Origin of the sequence: Rhodococcus baikonurensis (genome assembly GCF_040489275.1) — a bacterium.
In the GTDB taxonomy this organism is placed as follows: domain Bacteria; phylum Actinomycetota; class Actinomycetes; order Mycobacteriales; family Mycobacteriaceae; genus Rhodococcus_F; species Rhodococcus_F baikonurensis.
The window spans coordinates 24,337-41,852 of the sequence record NZ_JBEUOQ010000015.1 but is presented as its reverse complement, the minus strand read 5'-3'; the positions used below and the strand labels follow the sequence as shown (position 1 = coordinate 41,852).

Genomic DNA, 17,516 nt, shown 5'->3' with positions numbered 1-17,516 from the left:
CGAAAGAGAAGAAACGATGACACAACTCGCTGACCAGTCAACCCGATCCGAGTCCACACACGATCGCCGGCAGCTCACCGAGGCTTGGTCCGCAGTCACCGACAGCCTTGCGACGTTCGGGTCCACAGCTGCCGCCACCGGATCACCGCTGGACAGCGCCGAAGGTGTACGGCACGCACTTCGCCTGTTCGGATACCTCGCCGAGATGAACGTCGAACGCCAAGACGTGCTCCGGCCTGAACTCTTCACACTGATGTCACCGATGCGAAAGTTCTGGGGAGACGGCATCGACGTCGACTACTGGACTGCGATGATCGACCCCAAGGAGACGTACCGAATTCACGGTAGCCGCGGCACAGTGCCGTACGTCGCGGTCCTCGCCAATCGCGTCGGTGCGTCTGGGACCGACAGGGTCGCCGACAACATCGTCATCGACGACAAGGTGTGCGACGCGGACGGTAACTTCGAGATCTTCGTCGCACAAGAGCTGGAGGGGCGCAGAGGAATTCGACTGGACGAGCGTTGCTTCGACGTAGTAGTGCGTGTCTATCACAAGACGCGAAGCGCGGAGATCGATCCCGTGCTCCATATCGAGCGTCTCGGCCCGCCGCCTGGTGCACGCCCCGATCTCGACACGGCGTGGCTGGTCCAGCGCCTCACGAAACTTGCCCGGGGTATGGATGTGAGCCTTCGACGCAGTCTTCAGCTCATCGAAACGCTCAGTCAGTCTCCCAACGAGATTCGCGTGACCTCGGAGCAACGAGGGTGGGGAGACTTCTACGGCACCAGCTCCAACCAGTACGTTGCCGGCTGGTGGTCACTGAAAGATGCTACTGCCGTGGATATTACATTTACTGTCCCGGACTGCACCTACTTCGGCGTAATGCTGTACAACCACTGGTTCGAGTCCTTCGAGTACCGCGACCACACCGTCAACCTCAACGACGCCCACTTCGAGCGCAACGACGATGGAACCGTGACGATCCGAATCGGGGGAGTAGAAGGCGACAGAAACCGGTTGAACCCCTGCAACCACACCGAAGGCATTCTGTTGGCGCGCTGCCTGGAGCCTGCCGAGGACGTCGCTTCGCCTCATGTGGAGATCATTCGATGACCGACGAAGTTGACCTGCCGTTGGCAGGTGTCCGCGTAGTGGAGATCGGTCAACTGATCGCGATACCCAGTGCCGCACAGCAGTTGTCCGACCTCGGCGCCGAGGTCATCAAGCTGGAGCCTCCGGGCGGTGAACCGGCCCGACAAATCGACGCCGACTACGCGCGTGGCATCTTCTACGGGTACAACCGTGGGAAGCGTTCAATCTGCCTCGACCTCAAAGACTCCGCCGATCTGCGACGGGCTCGGGATCTGATCGCGTCGAGCGACATCTTGCTGCACAATCTTCGCCCGGGAACCCTCGATCGACTGGGATTCTCCTCTGCCGAACTACAACGCCTGCGACCGGAAATCATCGCCGTCTCGGTGAGCGGGTACGGGGCGGAAGGCCCGTCCTCTACCCGCGCCGGGCTCGACATCGCCGCGCAAGCGGAGAGTGGACTGATGTCGGTGACGGGCGAGGCTGACGGCCCACCACAACGTGTGGGCGCACCGGTGATAGACCATGCAACGAGCTATGTCGTCGCGCAGGCGGCTCTGGCAGCGCTACTGCGACGTGAGCGCACCGGCAAAGGATCGTCCGTCCGAGTCTCCCTGCTGGACGTCGCAATCCACTTGCAGACGGCCAACTGGATCGAGTGGCAGGTATCGGGCAAACCTATGAGTCGCAAAGGGAACGGGCAACCAAGCGTCGCACCCGCTGCAGATGTCTTTCGTGCCCTCGACGGCGAGCTGGTGATCAGCGGATACCAACCGCGAGCCTGGATCGAACTGTGCAAGGCGATCGACCTGCCAGAGTTGGCCGACGACCCGCGGTTTACCACCAACGAGCTGCGCGTCGAAAACCGTGCAGACCTCGTCACCACGATCGAGAAGCAGCTGTGCCACCGTAGTGCCGCGGAAGCGGTAGAGCATCTCACTGCGGCCGGAGTGGTTGCCGCGCTTGTGCGCAACTACGACGAGGTAATCTGCGCCGACGATGTGATTGCGAACCGTACCTTCATTCCCGGCGCCAACGAACATGGCGAACAATACTTGACGCCTGCCATGCCCTATCGGTCCGAACCTCCGATGGTACGAACTGAGTCCTCGCAGGTTCCGGCATTGAACGAGTGGGCTTCGTCAACGCATTGAAGCCGGTGTGAAGTCGAAATTCAGTCGGCATCAACGTAACTGACAAACCGATATCCATGCATCATCGAGGAGATGTCCAGTGCTGACAACTGCATTTACCGAGACGTTCGGAGTGCGCCACCCCATCGTGCAGGGCGGCATGCAGTGGGTGGGGAGAGCAGAACTCGTAGCGGCAGTTGCAAACGCGGGCGCGCTCGGCATGCTCACTGCTCTGACACAGCCGACACCTGACGACCTTGCCCGAGAAATATCCCGAACCCGCGAGCTCACCGATCAACCTTTCGGGGTCAACCTCACAATTCTCCCAACGATCACACCCCCGCCCTACGATGAGTATCGCAATGTGATCATCGACTGCGGAGTAAAAGTCGTCGAGACAGCCGGCTCCTCTCCCGCACCGCATCTGCCGCACTTTCACTCCGCCGGCATCAAGGTTCTCCACAAGTGCACCAGCGTCCGCCACGCGGTCAAAGCCCAGGCCCTCGGCGTCGACGGCATCAGTATCGACGGGTTCGAATGTGCCGGGCATCCAGGGGAAGACGACGTACCGGGTCTCGTCCTCATCGCTGCAGCAGCAGAACGGATCAGCATTCCCATGATCGCGTCCGGTGGATTTGCCGACGCTCGAGGATTGGTGGCCGCACTCGCGCTTGGCGCCGACGGCATCAACATGGGCACCCGGTTCATGTGCACCGATGAGTCTCCCATTCACCGCAACATCAAGGATGCGATAGTTGCCGCCTCCGAGGTGGACACCGAGCTGATTTTCAGGTCACTACGCAATACGGCTCGCGTAGCACGCAACAGCGTCAGCCAAGAGGTTGTCGAAATTCTTTCCAGCGGCGGCAAATTCGAAGACGTTCGAGATCTTGTAGCCGGTGTGCGGGGCAGAGCGGTGTTCGACAGCGGCGACCCCGAGGCTGGCATCTGGACGGCTGGGACTGTGCAAGGATTGATTCACGACATCCCCACAGTGGGCGAATTGGTGGAACGAATTGTCACAGAGGCCGAAGCTCTTATTGCCGGACGGCTTGCCGGCCTCCTGGATCCTGTCAGCGCCTGACCACGTCCGAACCGCTGAGCGCTACCGCCGACCGTGAGGATCGCGGAAGAACGCCGCCTGCCGCATCATCATCCTCGAAGACCAAATCTCCGAAGCGCCCGCATAAACACCGAACTACAACAACACGACAACGGCCGCGACACCTCATCCAAATAGCGGCGCACATGGCCGGAGTACACCGTCCCCCGTCAAAACGTCGCTGGAGCCAGGAGACTACCAAGGTCGACGCTCTGATCGGCAGCCTCTCACAAGTGCCGCATCTCGGCTACGGAGGTTGGCAACTGCCGTTGTTCCTACTCCGATGCTGCATTGCTCGCGACCGAGACACTCTTTCAAGAATCTGGCACTCTCGGTTGCAGAGTGCTAATTCGTGTGGTTATCATGTTCTCGCACAGTGAGTTCGGTCAACCGCCACAGTGGCGGTGACCTTTCTTTTCACAATATGGGAGGTGTGTTGCTGTGCTTCGTTTCGATCCTTTCACCGACATCGACGCGATCACCAAGTCCGTACTCGCCGTGGGAACCGGCAACGGACGCAGTCCACGGTTCATGCCGATGGACCTCTACAAGGTCGAAGACCAGTACGTCCTGCACGCCGATCTTCCCGGCGTCGACCCAGGATCAGTGGACGTCCACATCGACGGCTCGACCCTGACGTTGACCGCGCACCGCACCGCCCACTCCGAAGAGGGTGTGAGCTGGCTGGCGAGTGAACGTTTCGCCGGAACATACAAACGACAGCTGTCCATCAGCGACGACATCGACGCCGAACAAATCGAGGCCTCGTACGACAACGGCGTGTTGACGGTGACGTTGCCGATCGCAGCGAAGGCGAAACCGCGGCGGATCGAGGTCTCCTCCGGACCGCCCTCACGAACCGATAACGCCGGATCGACAACACAGGTGCAGATCGAAGCCTGATCCACCTGGCCCGAACACCGCTGGATGGTGGGGTGACTCCCGAGGACACGCGATGGGTTCTCGGGGCTCACCCCACCATCGTTTCGATCTCCCACCGCACATACGAATGGCCGACTGCACATCCACCACACGAAAGAATCAGCGCGAGAACCCTTCAGCTGCCATGACTGCATCCACCATCCCCCCGCACGAACAATCCGACAACACCGGCAACACCGAATCCCGCGCGCACACTCCACCCGACTGGTGGGATCACCACCGCCTTATCACCAGCGACGAATACAGCGACATGGCGTTGATGCTCGGTGCCCTCTCGATACTGACGTTCTGGATGTTCGGCCTCGGCATCCTCCTCGGTGCCACCGCCATCGGAACCGCCCTGGCAGCGCGCCGACCCGACACCCCCGGACACCACCCCGACGTCAAACAAGGAATCATCGGAGTCTTCGCCGGCATTGCCGGAATCGTCCTCGGCGCCGTCTTCCTCACCGCAGCACTACCACACCTGTAGGCAACCGAAGTCGACACTTCCATCGCAACAAGTCCGTCGAAATCCTCTTCTGGCCTGTTACCCGGACTCCGCCGCGATGCCGGCCTGTTCTGCCGCACCGTGGTTGACTCCCTACTGTTCTTTGCCGAGTCACGGCACCGGCAGGAGACTGCGAGTGCGGCCGACTCTGTGCGACATGGCTGAATTCTACTCAACCGGTATGGATTTGAACCTTTGCAATCAGCGGCGACCTTGCCGAGGAGACGGTTCCGTGAAGCGTACGCCACAGCCACACCCTCATAGGGCACGGGTATGACTGTGGCGCAACTACATCCCGAGTCAGGGAGTGACGGTGATACCGGGCGTGGAGTTGAACTTGAGTGCCCCGGTCATCTTCGCCGTTCCGGCCCCTGCTGCCGGGCAGGATGCACTTCCACCGTTGGAGGTGAAGTTCACCGTTCCGGTGTTGTTGGCGGTGACGGTGTGTGTCGTGTTGTTGTAGGGCACCGGGCCAGCAGTGCTGGCGGTGACGTCGATGACGCAGCTACCGGCAACTACGTGGGCTCCACCGTTAGGGATCTTGATACTTCCCATCGGCGATCCACTGTCTGCGTTGACGTTCAGAGCCCAGGAACCCGAGGTGGTGATTGTTGCAGGCACACCTTCGAGGTCACATCCGGACAGTCCCACGCTGGCAATGTTGATGTTGATCCCCCCCGTTCCGGAGTTCACGTTGCCGGGCGCAGCAGGGGTCGTTCCGGATCCGCTGACGCTGGTGCAGTACAGCTCGAGACCGCCGGTTGTGACGAAACTGAGCCCACTGCTGGTAGCCGTCACCGGAGTGGCCGCGGCGGGGCTGATCGTGGTGGAGGCTGTCGCGATACCGGATGCAGCGATGGTCAATGCGGCCGCTGCTCCGACGAGCGTTGAGGCCTTACCGAGCATTGTGCGTGATGACATGTGATGTGCCCTTCTGTCGAATACTTTTGGGATGAACCGTGAGTCGAAAGAAATTCAGGCGGGTCTGATCTTTACCCGGCGGCTCCCATCTGCGCCACAGCTGCAGGTTCGGCTGCCTGCGCAGCGGAAGCTGCCGGTGGTCGCACCTTGCGCGCGGCGACGGTGTAGACGTCGCTGGATGTGGTGAGAGAGTTCTTTCCGCTGGCGGAGGGGGTGCCCGCCCGCAGGTTCACCGCCCAATTGAGTGCACCGAAGACCCCACATCCGCTAGCGGCGGGAGCTGCGAAGAGATTGTCTGTGTGCTGAACGGCAGGGAACACCGCTCCCGGATAATCGCCGATGGGCTCCGAGGGCGGGTTACCAGTGGTCGTAAGGTGCAGGTTGATCGGGTTCGCCGTGGAGCCGAGATAGCAGTTGTTACCCAACAACGAGTTCGACAGTTTCAGCCTTACCGGCATCGTCAGCTCTTGATCTAGCACCTTGATGTTCGGCAGCCCAACAGCTTCGACCGTTGCAGTGATCTGGGTCAGATTCAGTGGAGTGTCGATTCCGATGGCCCCGCCCGGCACGGAGATCGGGTTCGAATACACACCGTTGCGGCCGTCCGGCTTGGGGACGAAGGTTTCGACGAAGCTGCCGTCGGGCTGGGTTGCGTACTTGACTCCGCCCGCGATCTTGAGCCCGCCGTCGGGGACGGGCACGGTCAGTCCCCCGATTTTCATCGAGCCGCCGCGCACCACGACGGTTGCGCAGGTGGCGACGTCGAGGTCTTCGACGGGGCATGACGACCAGCCGTCGAATGTCAAAGGGGTAGCGGCAGGTGTACCGGACGAACCGAGCGAGGAATTCTCCTCAGCTGTGGCAACGCCTCCTCCTATCAATGCAAGGGCTGCAGCGATCGCCATCGTGGGGGCAACTCGGGTTCTCAAGGCATTCTTGGACATTGGGCTCCTCAAGCATGGAATCGACGCACCGAAACCTCACTCGTTTTGGCGTGTCGCGAGTCACATCTGTGTACTCGGAGCGAAGGCTACCGACCGGTAGTACTCGAAGTCACACAAACCGAAGAAAGTTCAACCCTTTCGGGGACGCTCTCGTACTTTCGGTGGCGTTTCATCCGCGGTCTGCGGGGACCTTCTACCCTGTGCGACCGCCACGTCAGTAGGCAGTTCGATCTCGGCACCATGCAGGAGCGGCCCGCAAGTCCAATCTCGGGACAGGCCGCGGCGAGGATGTCAGATTCCCAACCCCCAGCCCAATTCACGTTGCTGATCCGGAATTTTCGGTTTCTCACTACCCTTCGCTCGTATGCCACCTGAGCTGAAGGAGGCTGGTGTGACGTTTTTTCGATTGCTTCCATCGAGCGTGGCGCAGTCCGGCCGCATGGATCAAAACCGAGCACCGTTATTGGAGCCCCGCGCGCCGTACCGTCGGTTGGATCGAACGGGTTCACCCCACCGGGGGCACAGACAAGAGCACCTCCCCGACACTGCAGGAACGCACTTCGAATACGTCCTGTCTGGTCGCTGACAACAGCGTTAAGCTCGATGTTTGGCGGCACTTCGGTTGGGTAGCTGAAGGGCTGATCATCTTTCTCGAATGCGGCTACCAAGATCCCTCCAAGGGATTGGCTGCCTCGGATCAGGTACAGGAGCAAATCTCACGTGACGTCCTTCGTGCGGGCGATCGTTTCCCCCATCGCCGTTTCACCTTCACTGTCCGTCTCCGCATCACCGGATCAACTGCCGGTGCTGCGATCACTGGTGCGTACCGTGGCCGCGCACTATGCGCTCTCGTTGGACGGGCTGTCCGATCTCGTTCTCGCCGCCGACGAAGCAGCGACCATCCTCATCAGCCATGCCCTCCCCTCCAGCAGCCTGACGTGCACATTCGACGGCGACGACAACGCCACTGCGCGAGTGGTCCTCTCTGCGGCAACAACGGGCCAGATCACCACAAGTACTTCGTCCTTCGGGTGGCACGTCCTCGAAACCCTTGCCGACCAAGTGGACCTCGAGGAGGCCCCGCCTGCCGCGCCCGAGGAGAACTGGACTGTGACAATCACCCTGACCAAGGTCGTGCTAGCGGGTTCGTGATCCCCTGGCCCGGAGGTCCACGAGTACACACTGGTCACCGCCTGTCGGGGCGTCTCGTCGCCGTAACTGACGGCGATTCCGATCACGACGTGCTTCGTACCGGTGCCGCACACCAATCCGCATTTCTCGGCATCCAGCTCACGCTGCGACGGAGGTTTCGAGGGCGGCGAGGGACTGGGTGTTTCGGAGCGCTGTGAGCGATTGTGCGAGCAGCCGGGAGACGTGCATTTGAGAGAGGCCTACCTTCTCGGCGATTTCCGCTTGGGTCAGTTCGCCGAAGAATCGGTAGAGCACGATTGTGCGTTCTCGTTCAGGAAGTGCCAGCAGTGCAGGCCGAATCGTTTCGTGGTTGTCGATGCCTTCGAGGGCACAGTCGAAGTCTCCCAACGTCTCTGCGATCGTCCGTCCCTCGTTGACGGTTGCCGCATCGAGGGACGCCGCGTGATAGGAATCGCCGGCGGCGACGATCTCTGCGATCTCGGCAGGTTCCACTTCGAGTTCTTTTGCCAGTTCCGGCACTGTGGGTTCGCGTCCGAGGGCGTGAGTGAGGGAAGACCGGGCCTTGTTGAGCGCGAGATAGTTTTCCTGCAACGAGCGCGGAACACGAACGTCCCAGCCGCGATCCCGAAAATGTTTGCGCACTTCACCCACCATCGTCGGAATCGCGAAGGCGAGGAAGTCCTTGCCCTTGTCGAGATCGAAGCGGTTCACCGCACTGACCAAACCGACGCTGGCGGCCTGCACGAGATCCTCGTGGGCTTGTCCGCGACCGCGGTATCGCAAGGCAATGTTCCGGGTCAGCGGTAGACACGTCTCGATGATCTGCGTCCGCAGACGGTCGCGGCACTCGTCACCGTCCGGTGTTGAAGCCATCTGTTCGAAAAGGGCCGCAAGGTGCGAGTAGTCGGCGTCCCGCGTGTGAGTGCTCATAAGAATGCCCACTCCTTTCCCCTGGTCATCGCCCAAGCAGAGCGCCGAGGGACAGTGGCCCCTCGCTGAGGTGAAGACATGGTGTCCATGGCAGTAGTCATTCGCGCTCCCGAAGTGCAAGTGCTCCAGCGTGGATCTGATTCATCTACTGCCGTAAATCTATATCAGCAGATATAGATAAATTGCAAGAATTGGAGGACTGATCGAACGATCGAGGTGCGACCGTTCGAATCCGTATGACGCATATGTGCACGAAACCAGCAAGACCTGAGTCCTTTCGACGACCTCCCCTGCGAAAGCCGGTTCGAGAGTCAGATGAAATCTGCAACCAGGAGCATCAGATTTTAGGCACCGGAGAGCGAGGGGAACAACGCAAGGAGATGTTCAGGTCGAGACATATTCGGCGGGGGTGAATGTGAGCGCTGGGCCATTAAGGGATGAAGCACACGCTTACCGAGGGGTCGACGCAATCTCCGTGATGTCGGAACTGTCCGGAATCGGGCCCAGACATTGAGACTCTACGAACGTCGCGGACTGTTGCCCCCGTGCGCACTAGCGGCGGAACGCGGCGCTACAGCGCAGCGGACCTCGACAAACTGCGCCGTACTAACGCATTGATCGGCGACGGAATCAACTTGACTGGAATCGGTGTCATTCTCTCACTGGAAACTAAAACACGATCCTTGCTACGCGGATCGCTCAGCTGAGCGAAACGCCCGGGGACACACCACTCGAAGCCATGCTAGAGCCCGTTCAGCCCAGTTCGTCATAATGACGAACGCCGCTGGATTCCGCGTCGGCAACGATGATGTTCCTGTCAGATTCAAACTGTTCGACCACGGAATCGAAGGTGTCGATTAGCCACAGCTTCTTTGTCTCACCGAGCGGGGTGTCCACGCCGTCGTCGCCGGTTTGAACGATACGCACCAACAGGATTCGCTGGCGTCAGGTTCGACCCAAAGTCCTCGCGGAACATTCGTGGCCAAGACGTGGAACTCTGCACCGCTCACGCCGCTGGAGGCGTCCCAGTCGGTGACAATCACCAATCGTCGCCTGACTTCCTTCGGCTCCGCGTTGGCTATTGGTATCGAAGCAAGCCGATGGTGGTGTCTGAACGAGAACGAGCAATTTCGCGCGACGCGGCAAATCCAGGGGCAAGTCTTCGCCGTACGAAGAACGGACTGTCGAAGAATTGAAGGAAGGCATCAAAGAACTTGATCTTCAACGCTATTCGAAACTCACGAAGAGCGGACTGATCGGTCCGCCCGAAAATCACTGAACCTCACCGTTGGCGCGAGGTCGGCACCGACACGCGTTTCCTGTGCACGCGACAAGGGTGCACAGGCGGCCGGGAGAACAAGGAATCTACGGGCTACACCGTTCGGACCGAGGCGCAAAAATCATGCCAGTGTGGCCACCGCGGCGATAACGAAAACGATGACAACCAACGCGACCGCGACGATCGCTGCGATCCCAGTTACTGGAAAGCGCTTGACGGTCGAGGGCTCGGGTTCGAAGAATCCCGACTTCTGTGGAGCGTTGGGTGGGGCGCTCCCCGGCTTGACCCCACCTCCGGGTTCCAGATCAGGGGTATTCCCCGGATCTGGTTCGGGCGGTGCAGAAGTCACGGTCTATCTGCCTCGTCAACTTCCCTCGGAGTCGTCGACGACGCCTCGGACTGGCTGAGCGTGTCGGTCAGTTTCGCACAGAACACCGGCAAATCGTCGGGCTTGCGGCTCGATATCAACGTATTCGGGCCAGAAGTGCATACTACGACTTCTTCGTCTACCCACGTGCCGCCGGCGTTCGTGATATCGGTACGCAAACTAGGCCACGACGTCAGCGTACGACCGGCCACCGCGCCGGCTTCGACCAGCGTCCATGGTCCGTGGCAGATTACCGCGACGGGCTTCCCGGCATCGAAGAAACTCCGGACGAACGCCACCGCGTCTGGATTCATGCGGAGAAAATCAGGGTTGGCCACGCCCCCGGGCAGGACGAGAGCGTCGTATTCGGACGACTCCGCCGACTCGACCACCGCGTCCACGTCGAAGACGTCAGCTTTGTCGAGATGGTTGAACGCCTGGATGGTGCCGGATTCTGTCGAAACAATCGACGGCTGAGCGTGTTCGGCAACCAATGCATCCCACGGATCTGTCAACTCGACCTGTTCGACTCCCTCCGTCGCCACAAGGAATGCCACTTTCTTCCCTGCAAGTAATTGACTCATGCTTGAACGTCCTTCCTCATCTTCGTGACTCCTGCCGAGCTACTGCTCAGCTGGATGCGCCCTCGGTGTCGTCGAAGAACGACCATTCGCCATCATGGTGGACTTCCATTCGCCATCCCAGTTCCGAGTTGTCGGCGCGAGAATCCACAAACCAGGCATGCGCATCGTCAGCGCTCTCGATGTCGCGCGTCGCGGTGACGTCGCCTGCAGGATTGATCACTCTGTAAGTAGCCATTCCGCTCACCTTCCCCAACCGACGTTTCTTCAATCATCGACCACGACGACGACAAATCAACCCGCACCGGCACCGTGTGCGCCAGGCGCCGGCCGAACGGGCCTTCACTCCGACTGTCCGGTTCACTCGAGGGATCGGCGATACCGCTGATGGGCGACCTGAGTCGACGGAAACAGATCTACGACTTGGTGCCTCCCGCATGCCACCGATATGCAAACCTTCGGCGATCATGTCGCACGGAGGGGCGAAGCCATCGGATGTCGAGACACATCACCACACCCATGCCGATACTCGGCATCACAAGCAACAGAACAACATTCAGCACCGTGCTTCCACCCTTCTGTGAGGGCCGACGGTCAGGCTGCGGCAGCGTCACGGAGCGCGCTAGTCGATTCGCGCCTTGCCGAGCCCGCGGAAACCTGGGCACGCGGCAGCTCTCCTACATCCCTTGCCGCACAACGGTCTCCAGAAGGCGTGATTCCCACGATCTCGCGCCACCATCTTTCGCGCTCTTCGGATTCTGTCCACACCACGACATCCACCACGGGTCCTCCTTCACCGACCCCCGATTTGTTACCCAACTCACGCGTTGACGAAACGTGACTTCACCCGCGACGTGTCCGCGAAGCCACGGCGGCGTTCTGAATGTGAGCGCGAGCGCATCGGGTGCCGCGGTGCCCGCCCCGAGGGGTTTTGTGGGCAGCAATGCTTCCGCCATTGGCGGCGGTTGCAACAAGATTCACCTGGTTGCCGGACTCGAAGAACTCGTCGCCGCTCGATCCGTCCCCGAGCCTTATCTTGTATCGCTCCATGACGCCACCGTCGCTTTCAACGCGAAACAGTCTCGTAGGAAAAGTATTTCGATATTTCGATCCCTTCGGCGCCGCAGTAGCGCACCTAGGACGAAGACGAGTGCCCAAATGTTCGAGTCGGCGTCGCACCTGGTCCACGGAGTCCGAGCATTCCCACCGGTGCAGCACCCAAATGCGCTACAGCAGGAGGTTCGCAACCTTTTTTGCTGTTTCTTTTGCAGATCCCGGATTCTGGCCGGTGACGAGGTTTCCGTCGACGACTGCGTAGGAAACAAACGGCAGTGTGGCCTTTTCGTACAGTGCGCCACGCTCTTTGGCTCTTTCCTCGGCGTTGTAGGGCACGAGTTTGTCCACGCGGGCGAGTTTTTCTTCGAACCAGGCGAACCCCGTGAGTCTGCGGCCCGCGATTAGATAGTTGCCATTGGAAAGTTTGGTCTCGAGAAGTCCGCAGTACCCATGGCACACCGAAGCGACAATTCCTCCGCGTTCGAAGATTTCTCGCGTGATGCGTTGCAGGCCTTCACTGTCCGGGAAGTCGTACATAACGGCATGCCCTCCGGTGAAGAAGATCGCATCGTAGTCAGCGGCGTCGACCAGATCCGGACTCTCCGTCGCCTCGAGTAGCGCCATCCGAGTGGGGTCCGACCGCCAGGCCTTTGCAGTTTTGTCGTAGTTCGGGAATTTGAGCGATCGAGGCTCCAACGGCACCGCCCCACCCTGTGGGCTGACCAGAGTCTGCTCGAAACCGTTGCTGTCGAAGACCTCCCAGGAGTGGGTGAGTTCGGAGAGCCATAAACCGGTCTTATGAGACGGGTCATCGTAGTGGCCGACGTTGGTGACTACGTTCAGAATTCGCTTGGTCATCCCACTCTTCTCTCGATCGCTCTCGTCAATGAACCAATCACCCTTGTACCGCCAGAATTGCTGCAAAAGCGGCTCGCACACGATCGGCGGCCTCACCATCCGAGGCCGTCGGCATTTTGCCGTCAAGGTGCAGACAGGCCAGACCGTGCGCCAACGCCCACGCTGCCGAGGCCAATGCCTCGGAATCTGCATCGGGGAAGACGAGCGTCATGCCCATCTGCATCAACAGATGAATTTCCCCCGCCGCTTGCACACGCTCGTCGTTCTCCTCGTCGCACTCGTTGCCGAACATCAACCTGAACAGCGCGGGACGCCGCAAAGCGAACTCGACGTACGCGACGGCGAATTCGGCAAGATCCGCCGACGTCGACGGTAGCTCGCGGTCCTCGGTCAGGTCCGCTTTCAGGTCGCGTAACCCTTGCGCGGCGAGAGCAGATTCAAGGGCGTCACGGTCAGCGAAATGCCGGTACGGCGCGGTTGCGGAAACACCGACCTCGCGCGCGATCGCGCGCATCGAAAACGGCTCTCCGGCCTCGAGCATCCGCATCGCCGACGCCAGCAGCGAGGCCTTCAGATCGCCGTGATGGTAGCCACCCTTGACAGATGTTGACACCGTTAACTTTCCTTTCTACGCTCATGTGAGCAATGTAAACATACCGCATTCAGGGGCCACCATGCCATTCACCACGTCACCAGCGAACAATTCCGAGACCGACAACAAAGTGTCGCCTATCTTCGAACCGTTCACCGTCGCCAGCGGGGCGACGCTCCCGAACAGGATCGTCAAGGCAGCCATGGAGGAAAACATGGCTGTTGCAGGACAGCTACCCGGAAAAGCAATGTTCGCGTTGTACCGGCGCTGGAGCCAGGGCGGTGTGGGCACGATCATCACAGGCAATGTCATGGTCCACGCAGAGGCACTGACCGGGCCCGCCGGCGTCGTTCTCGATGCACAGGCGCCGATCACTCCCTTCCGCGAATGGGCGGACGCCGCCAAGAGTGGTGGTGCGCAAGTCTGGATGCAGATCAACCACCCCGGTCGACAGATCCAAGCCGACATGCCCGGTGTCGCGTGGGGTCCGTCTGCTGCTCGGGTCGAACTCGGCAAGAACAGCAAGCGGTTTGCCCATCCTCAGGCCATGACGGCGCAACAGATCGACGACACCGTAAACCGTTTCGCAACGACAGCACGTCGCGAGGAGGAAGCGGGTTTCGACGGCGTGGAAATCCATGCCGCCCACGGCTACCTGCTATCGCAATTCCTCTCTCCACTCGCAAATCGGAGGACCGACAAATGGGGCGGCACCCTCGACAACCGAGCACGATTGCTCCTCGACGTCACGCGGGCCGTGCGCGCGACGGTCGCACCGACGTTCACCGTTGCCGTCAAACTCAATTCGGCGGATTTCCAGCGCGGCGGATTCGACGCCAACGACGCAGCACAGGTAATCACGTTGCTCGCACCCCTCGGTGTCGACGTAGTCGAACTCTCCGGTGGCAGCTACGAGGCGCCGGCCATGACCGGCCAAAGCCCGGATGACCGCACCCTCGCACGGGAAGCCTACTTTCTGACACTTGCGGAAGAACTCGCCAAGGCCAGCCCTGTGCCCCTGATGCTGACCGGCGGCGTGGTCCGGCGACCGGTTGCCGAACAGGCCCTTGCGGGAGGCGTGGACTTCGTCGGCCTGGGAAGCGCATTGGCGATCGATCCGGATCTGCCGAACCGTTGGCAGGTCGACAGCACTGCCGCTGTCGAATTGCTCCCGGTAACCATCAAGGACAAAGCCGTTGCGTCGGCCGCCAGCATGGCCCGCGTGCGACAGCAGCTTCGACGACTCGGCAAAGGGAAGCCGGCGCGGCCGACGGCGAATCCTGTGGTCGCACTGCTGAAAGAGCAAGTGTTACAGCGCCGTGCGCTCCGCCGGTACCGCCACTGGCTGCAGGACCGCACTTCGACGACTGCTCGTTCATCTCGACGTGAAGTTCGCTGACCCCAGCCGGTGTTGACAGTGCACACATTGGTGCATAACCTGCATGTAAGCAATGTAAACATCGAACGAGTGAGAGCCCTGAAATGACGAACGCATCCTCAACTGTCGAGGTCGATCTGGGCGGACGCCTGATCGAAATCCCGAAAGATGGCCTTTTTGACCGCTACCGGATGGATGTGCCTCTCGACGAGGTCGCTGCCGATCCGCGGGTCCCGAGTGTCGGTTTCTTCCGCAGGCTTCCGAAAACGCAGGTCCAATCGCCGATCGGTACGACATGGACGCCAAACTTCTACTACGCAATGTCCTCGGCGCGTCTAACCATGATCGCCCCGAGCAGCGCGATCCGAAAACGGATCCCGGACGAGCTGTCGCCGCTGGAAATCGCACCCGGATTCGGACTGGTATCCGTCATGCTGTTCCGCTACGACGTGTGCGACATCGATTTCTACACCGAGGCGGCTGTGGGCGTGGCGGTACGTCCGGCGCGCCACGGCGGCTTCAGCACGGCCGCTGCCGATCTGGTTGCCGCTCTGGGTGACGATCACCTGCACTCCTATGTGCTCGCACTCCCAGTCAACACGGAGATCGCCCAAGTCCGCGGTCATGACGGGTACGGATTCCCCAAGTGGGTCACCGATCTCGACGTCGGTATCGACCAGGCACGAACCACGGCCCGCATCTCCAACGCCGATGGCGGCGTCGACATCGCCTTCTCCGCACCGACCCCGAAGCAGAAGACCTTCGAGACGGGAAAGAAAGTCTCCACCCTCACTTCCTACACCCGGCGCAACGGAGCCTGGCTCTCGACTCTCAACCAAACCAACATCCTCGCCAGCGGAACATCATTGTTTCCTGGTGGGGTCGATCTAACACTCGGAAACGGCCGGATGTCGGACGATCTTCGCGCACTCCGGCCCATCCGCACGATCAGATTCGATTCCACCACCTCAGCCCAGGCCGCTCTGCACATGCCGGTCCCGGTCTCGGTTCGCTGATACCTCGAATCGACCGAACATCTCAGGAGAACACCGACATGACCGCAACGACCGACATCTCCACAGATCCCCGCGCAGCGCTGCCTGCCACGCTGACCGCAGGTTTACTCGAACGGCTGACAGAACGGGTCACAGCCTCGCCCGGCGCGCCCCGCTCGATCACCATTGCCCCCTACACCGGTTCACCACTCGCAGACTTCCCTATCTCGACCCCGGCCGACGTCGACGAAGCATTCGTTCGCGCACGGCGCGCCCAAACGAGATGGGCAGCGACCCCCGCGACGGAGCGTGCCAGGGTACTGCTGCGCTTCCATGATTTGGTCCTGAAGAATCAACACATCGGGCTCGACCTGATGCAGGCCGAGAACGGCAAGACTCGCCGTGATGCCTACCTCGAGATCGCCGACGCTGTCATCGCTGCCCGCTATTACGGCCGCACCGGACCGAAAGTTCTTGAACCCGAACGTCGCCGGGGTGCTCTGCCCTTCCTCACCCGTACGTCCGAGCTGCGCCATCCGAAAGGGGTGGTGGCGATCATCTCGCCGTGGAACTACCCGCTGTCGATGGCCGCGACGGACGCCATCGCCGCGCTGATGGCCGGCAATACTGTGGTGCAGAAGCCCGATACCCAGACCGCCCTTACTGCCTTGTGGGCCTTGGACCTGATGTACCAAGCGGGCCTACCGGCCGATGTGTGGCAGATGGTTATCGGCCGAGGCAGTTCGATCGGGGATCCCCTCTTGGCGAACGCGGACTACGTCATGTTCACCGGGTCCACGGCAACCGGTCGGGACATCGCCCGCAGCGCAGGTCAGCGGCTGATCGGGGCGTCACTCGAGTTGGGCGGCAAGAACGCGATGCTCGTCCTCGACGACGCAGATCTCGATCGGGCAGCCGACGGAGCCGTGCGGGCTGCGTTCCCGTCGGCAGGACAATTGTGTGTCTCGGTGGAGCGCCTGTATGTCGCCGAGTCCGTACACGACGAGTTCGTTGCCAAGTTCGTTCAGCGAACCTCGGCCTTGACCATCGGGGCCTCCTATGACTATGGGATCGATGTCGGGAGCCTGACCACCGACAAACAACTGACGACAGTGTCGGCTCATGTCGCCGATGCCGTCGCGAAGGGCGCGAGCGTTCTGGCAGGTGGGAAACCACGTCCGGATCTGGGGCCGCTGTTCTACGAGCCGACCATCCTCGCCGATGTCACACCGGAAATGACGTTGCACGCGCAGGAGACGTTCGGCCCGGTTGTCTCGATCTATCCCGTCGCAGATGACGACGAGGCAGTTGCTCGGGCCAACGACACGGTCTACGGACTCAACAGCAGCATCTGGGGTCGTGACGCCACACGCGCCCGCTCAGTCGCTGCCCGACTGCACTCGGGGACCGTCAACATCAACGACGCCTTCGCCGCGGCATGGGGCAGCATCGACTCGCCGATGGGCGGAATGGGTGACTCCGGTCTCGGGCGTCGGCACGGTATCGACGGCATCCTCAAATACACCGAAGCCCAAACCATCGCCCACCAGTCGCGATTGGATTTCTATCCACCAGCGGGAATCCCGTGGAACGTGTGGGCGCCCGTGATGAACATCGCGCTACGCATGTGGAAAACCGTCGGCGCGCCCTGACACCACATGCCTCGTGCCAACCGATTTCGACTACCAACAAAGGAGATAGCA

At 60.8% G+C, this 17,516-nt stretch carries 19 protein-coding genes; 10 read left to right on the top strand and 9 right to left on the bottom strand.

The window, feature by feature from the left end; all coding sequences use genetic code 11:
- Nucleotides 1–16: 16 nt before the first annotated feature.
- The 5 genes from ABWI03_RS26925 to ABWI03_RS26905 all read left to right on the top strand — a co-directional run bounded on the left by ABWI03_RS26925 (nt 17) and on the right by ABWI03_RS26905 (nt 4,742).
- Nucleotides 17–1,114 (top strand): hypothetical protein, encoded by a 1,098-nt coding sequence (locus tag ABWI03_RS26925; protein ID WP_298772768.1) that lies wholly within the window; start codon nt 17–19, stop codon nt 1,112–1,114.
- Nucleotides 1,111–2,247, top strand: a complete 1,137-nt coding sequence (locus ABWI03_RS26920) for a CaiB/BaiF CoA transferase family protein (RefSeq protein WP_298772766.1) — start codon at nt 1,111–1,113, stop codon at nt 2,245–2,247. Before ABWI03_RS26925 ends, ABWI03_RS26920 begins: the two co-directional genes overlap by 4 nt.
- A 79-nt stretch (nt 2,248–2,326) precedes the next feature.
- Entirely contained in the window at nt 2,327–3,310 is a 984-nt protein-coding gene (locus ABWI03_RS26915) for an NAD(P)H-dependent flavin oxidoreductase (RefSeq protein ID WP_298772764.1), read from the top strand.
- A gap of 459 nt (nt 3,311–3,769) precedes the next feature.
- Nucleotides 3,770–4,231: an Hsp20/alpha crystallin family protein gene (locus tag ABWI03_RS26910; protein ID WP_353799000.1), complete on the top strand. Its 462-nt coding sequence runs from the start codon at nt 3,770–3,772 to the stop codon at nt 4,229–4,231.
- A 163-nt stretch (nt 4,232–4,394) separates the two neighbouring features.
- A complete protein-coding gene (locus ABWI03_RS26905; RefSeq protein ID WP_298772760.1) occupies nt 4,395–4,742 on the top strand; it encodes a hypothetical protein in 348 nt (115 codons plus the stop codon).
- A 318-nt stretch (nt 4,743–5,060) separates the two neighbouring features.
- Here the strand turns inward: ABWI03_RS26905 and ABWI03_RS26900 are convergent, their stop codons facing one another.
- Together ABWI03_RS26900 and ABWI03_RS26895 are read right to left on the bottom strand one after the other, a co-directional pair.
- A complete protein-coding gene (locus ABWI03_RS26900) occupies nt 5,061–5,681 on the bottom strand; it encodes a hypothetical protein (protein ID WP_251014682.1) in 621 nt (206 codons plus the stop codon).
- A gap of 71 nt (nt 5,682–5,752) precedes the next feature.
- Nucleotides 5,753–6,625: a hypothetical protein gene (locus ABWI03_RS26895; RefSeq protein WP_298772754.1), complete on the bottom strand. Its 873-nt coding sequence runs from the start codon at nt 6,623–6,625 to the stop codon at nt 5,753–5,755.
- A gap of 720 nt (nt 6,626–7,345) precedes the next feature.
- Between ABWI03_RS26895 and ABWI03_RS26890 the strand changes: the two genes are divergently transcribed.
- Entirely contained in the window at nt 7,346–7,777 is a 432-nt protein-coding gene (locus ABWI03_RS26890; protein ID WP_298772752.1) for an ATP-binding protein, read from the top strand.
- A gap of 138 nt (nt 7,778–7,915) precedes the next feature.
- Here the strand turns inward: ABWI03_RS26890 and ABWI03_RS26885 are convergent, their stop codons facing one another.
- Nucleotides 7,916–8,707, bottom strand: coding sequence for a SigB/SigF/SigG family RNA polymerase sigma factor (locus tag ABWI03_RS26885; RefSeq protein ID WP_298772750.1), 792 nt, complete (start codon nt 8,705–8,707; stop codon nt 7,916–7,918).
- A 545-nt stretch (nt 8,708–9,252) separates the two neighbouring features.
- Between ABWI03_RS26885 and ABWI03_RS26880 the strand changes: the two genes are divergently transcribed.
- Nucleotides 9,253–9,414: a MerR family transcriptional regulator gene (locus ABWI03_RS26880; RefSeq protein WP_353798999.1), complete on the top strand. Its 162-nt coding sequence runs from the start codon at nt 9,253–9,255 to the stop codon at nt 9,412–9,414.
- A 46-nt stretch (nt 9,415–9,460) separates the two neighbouring features.
- Here ABWI03_RS26880 and ABWI03_RS26875 read toward each other — a convergent pair whose 3' ends face one another.
- The 6 genes from ABWI03_RS26875 to ABWI03_RS26850 form a co-directional block, all read right to left on the bottom strand.
- Nucleotides 9,461–9,634 (bottom strand): hypothetical protein, encoded by a 174-nt coding sequence (locus tag ABWI03_RS26875; RefSeq protein WP_298772748.1) that lies wholly within the window; start codon nt 9,632–9,634, stop codon nt 9,461–9,463.
- A gap of 473 nt (nt 9,635–10,107) precedes the next feature.
- Entirely contained in the window at nt 10,108–10,335 is a 228-nt protein-coding gene (locus tag ABWI03_RS26870; RefSeq protein WP_298772745.1) for a DUF6480 family protein, read from the bottom strand.
- On the bottom strand, nt 10,332–10,937 hold the full coding sequence (locus ABWI03_RS26865) for a type 1 glutamine amidotransferase domain-containing protein (RefSeq protein WP_298772743.1): 606 nt from the start codon (nt 10,935–10,937) through the stop codon (nt 10,332–10,334). The genes ABWI03_RS26870 and ABWI03_RS26865 overlap by 4 nt, the downstream gene beginning before the upstream one ends.
- Before the next feature lie 46 nt (nt 10,938–10,983).
- Complete coding sequence (locus tag ABWI03_RS26860) at nt 10,984–11,172, bottom strand: hypothetical protein (RefSeq protein WP_095973019.1); 189 nt, start codon at nt 11,170–11,172, stop codon at nt 10,984–10,986.
- A gap of 989 nt (nt 11,173–12,161) precedes the next feature.
- Entirely contained in the window at nt 12,162–12,848 is a 687-nt protein-coding gene (locus ABWI03_RS26855) for a type 1 glutamine amidotransferase domain-containing protein (RefSeq protein WP_298772740.1), read from the bottom strand.
- A gap of 37 nt (nt 12,849–12,885) precedes the next feature.
- Nucleotides 12,886–13,461: a TetR/AcrR family transcriptional regulator gene (locus ABWI03_RS26850; protein ID WP_298772738.1), complete on the bottom strand. Its 576-nt coding sequence runs from the start codon at nt 13,459–13,461 to the stop codon at nt 12,886–12,888.
- Between the two features lie 61 nt (nt 13,462–13,522).
- Here ABWI03_RS26850 and ABWI03_RS26845 point away from each other — a divergent pair, with 61 nt between their 5' ends.
- The 3 genes from ABWI03_RS26845 (at nt 13,523) to ABWI03_RS26835 (ending at nt 17,465) form a co-directional block, all read left to right on the top strand.
- Nucleotides 13,523–14,839: an NADH:flavin oxidoreductase/NADH oxidase family protein gene (locus ABWI03_RS26845; RefSeq protein WP_298772736.1), complete on the top strand. Its 1,317-nt coding sequence runs from the start codon at nt 13,523–13,525 to the stop codon at nt 14,837–14,839.
- Nucleotides 14,840–14,922: 83 nt separating this feature from the next.
- A complete protein-coding gene (locus tag ABWI03_RS26840; RefSeq protein ID WP_298772734.1) occupies nt 14,923–15,834 on the top strand; it encodes an acetoacetate decarboxylase family protein in 912 nt (303 codons plus the stop codon).
- A 38-nt stretch (nt 15,835–15,872) separates the two neighbouring features.
- Nucleotides 15,873–17,465 carry a succinic semialdehyde dehydrogenase gene (locus tag ABWI03_RS26835; RefSeq protein WP_298772732.1) on the top strand — a complete coding sequence of 531 codons (1,593 nt, stop codon included), beginning with the start codon at nt 15,873–15,875 and terminating at the stop codon, nt 17,463–17,465.
- Nucleotides 17,466–17,516: the final 51 nt, after the last annotated feature.

Excerpts from the sequence above, each read along its gene's own strand:
- ABWI03_RS26925 (WP_298772768.1), top strand. The coding sequence starts at position 17 with ATGACACAACTCGCTGACCAGTCAACCCGATCCGAGTCCACACACGAT.
- ABWI03_RS26920 (WP_298772766.1), top strand. The coding sequence starts at position 1,111 with ATGACCGACGAAGTTGACCTGCCGTTGGCAGGTGTCCGCGTAGTGGAG.
- ABWI03_RS26905 (WP_298772760.1), top strand. The coding sequence starts at position 4,395 with ATGACTGCATCCACCATCCCCCCGCACGAACAATCCGACAACACCGGC.
- ABWI03_RS26900 (WP_251014682.1), bottom strand. The coding sequence starts at position 5,681 with ATGTCATCACGCACAATGCTCGGTAAGGCCTCAACGCTCGTCGGAGCA.
- ABWI03_RS26895 (WP_298772754.1), bottom strand. The coding sequence starts at position 6,625 with ATGTCCAAGAATGCCTTGAGAACCCGAGTTGCCCCCACGATGGCGATC.
- ABWI03_RS26885 (WP_298772750.1), bottom strand. The coding sequence starts at position 8,707 with ATGAGCACTCACACGCGGGACGCCGACTACTCGCACCTTGCGGCCCTT.
- ABWI03_RS26865 (WP_298772743.1), bottom strand. The coding sequence starts at position 10,937 with ATGAGTCAATTACTTGCAGGGAAGAAAGTGGCATTCCTTGTGGCGACG.
- ABWI03_RS26860 (WP_095973019.1), bottom strand. The coding sequence starts at position 11,172 with ATGGCTACTTACAGAGTGATCAATCCTGCAGGCGACGTCACCGCGACG.
- ABWI03_RS26855 (WP_298772740.1), bottom strand. The coding sequence starts at position 12,848 with ATGACCAAGCGAATTCTGAACGTAGTCACCAACGTCGGCCACTACGAT.
- ABWI03_RS26845 (WP_298772736.1), top strand. The coding sequence starts at position 13,523 with ATGCCATTCACCACGTCACCAGCGAACAATTCCGAGACCGACAACAAA.
- ABWI03_RS26840 (WP_298772734.1), top strand. The coding sequence starts at position 14,923 with ATGACGAACGCATCCTCAACTGTCGAGGTCGATCTGGGCGGACGCCTG.
- ABWI03_RS26835 (WP_298772732.1), top strand. The coding sequence starts at position 15,873 with ATGACCGCAACGACCGACATCTCCACAGATCCCCGCGCAGCGCTGCCT.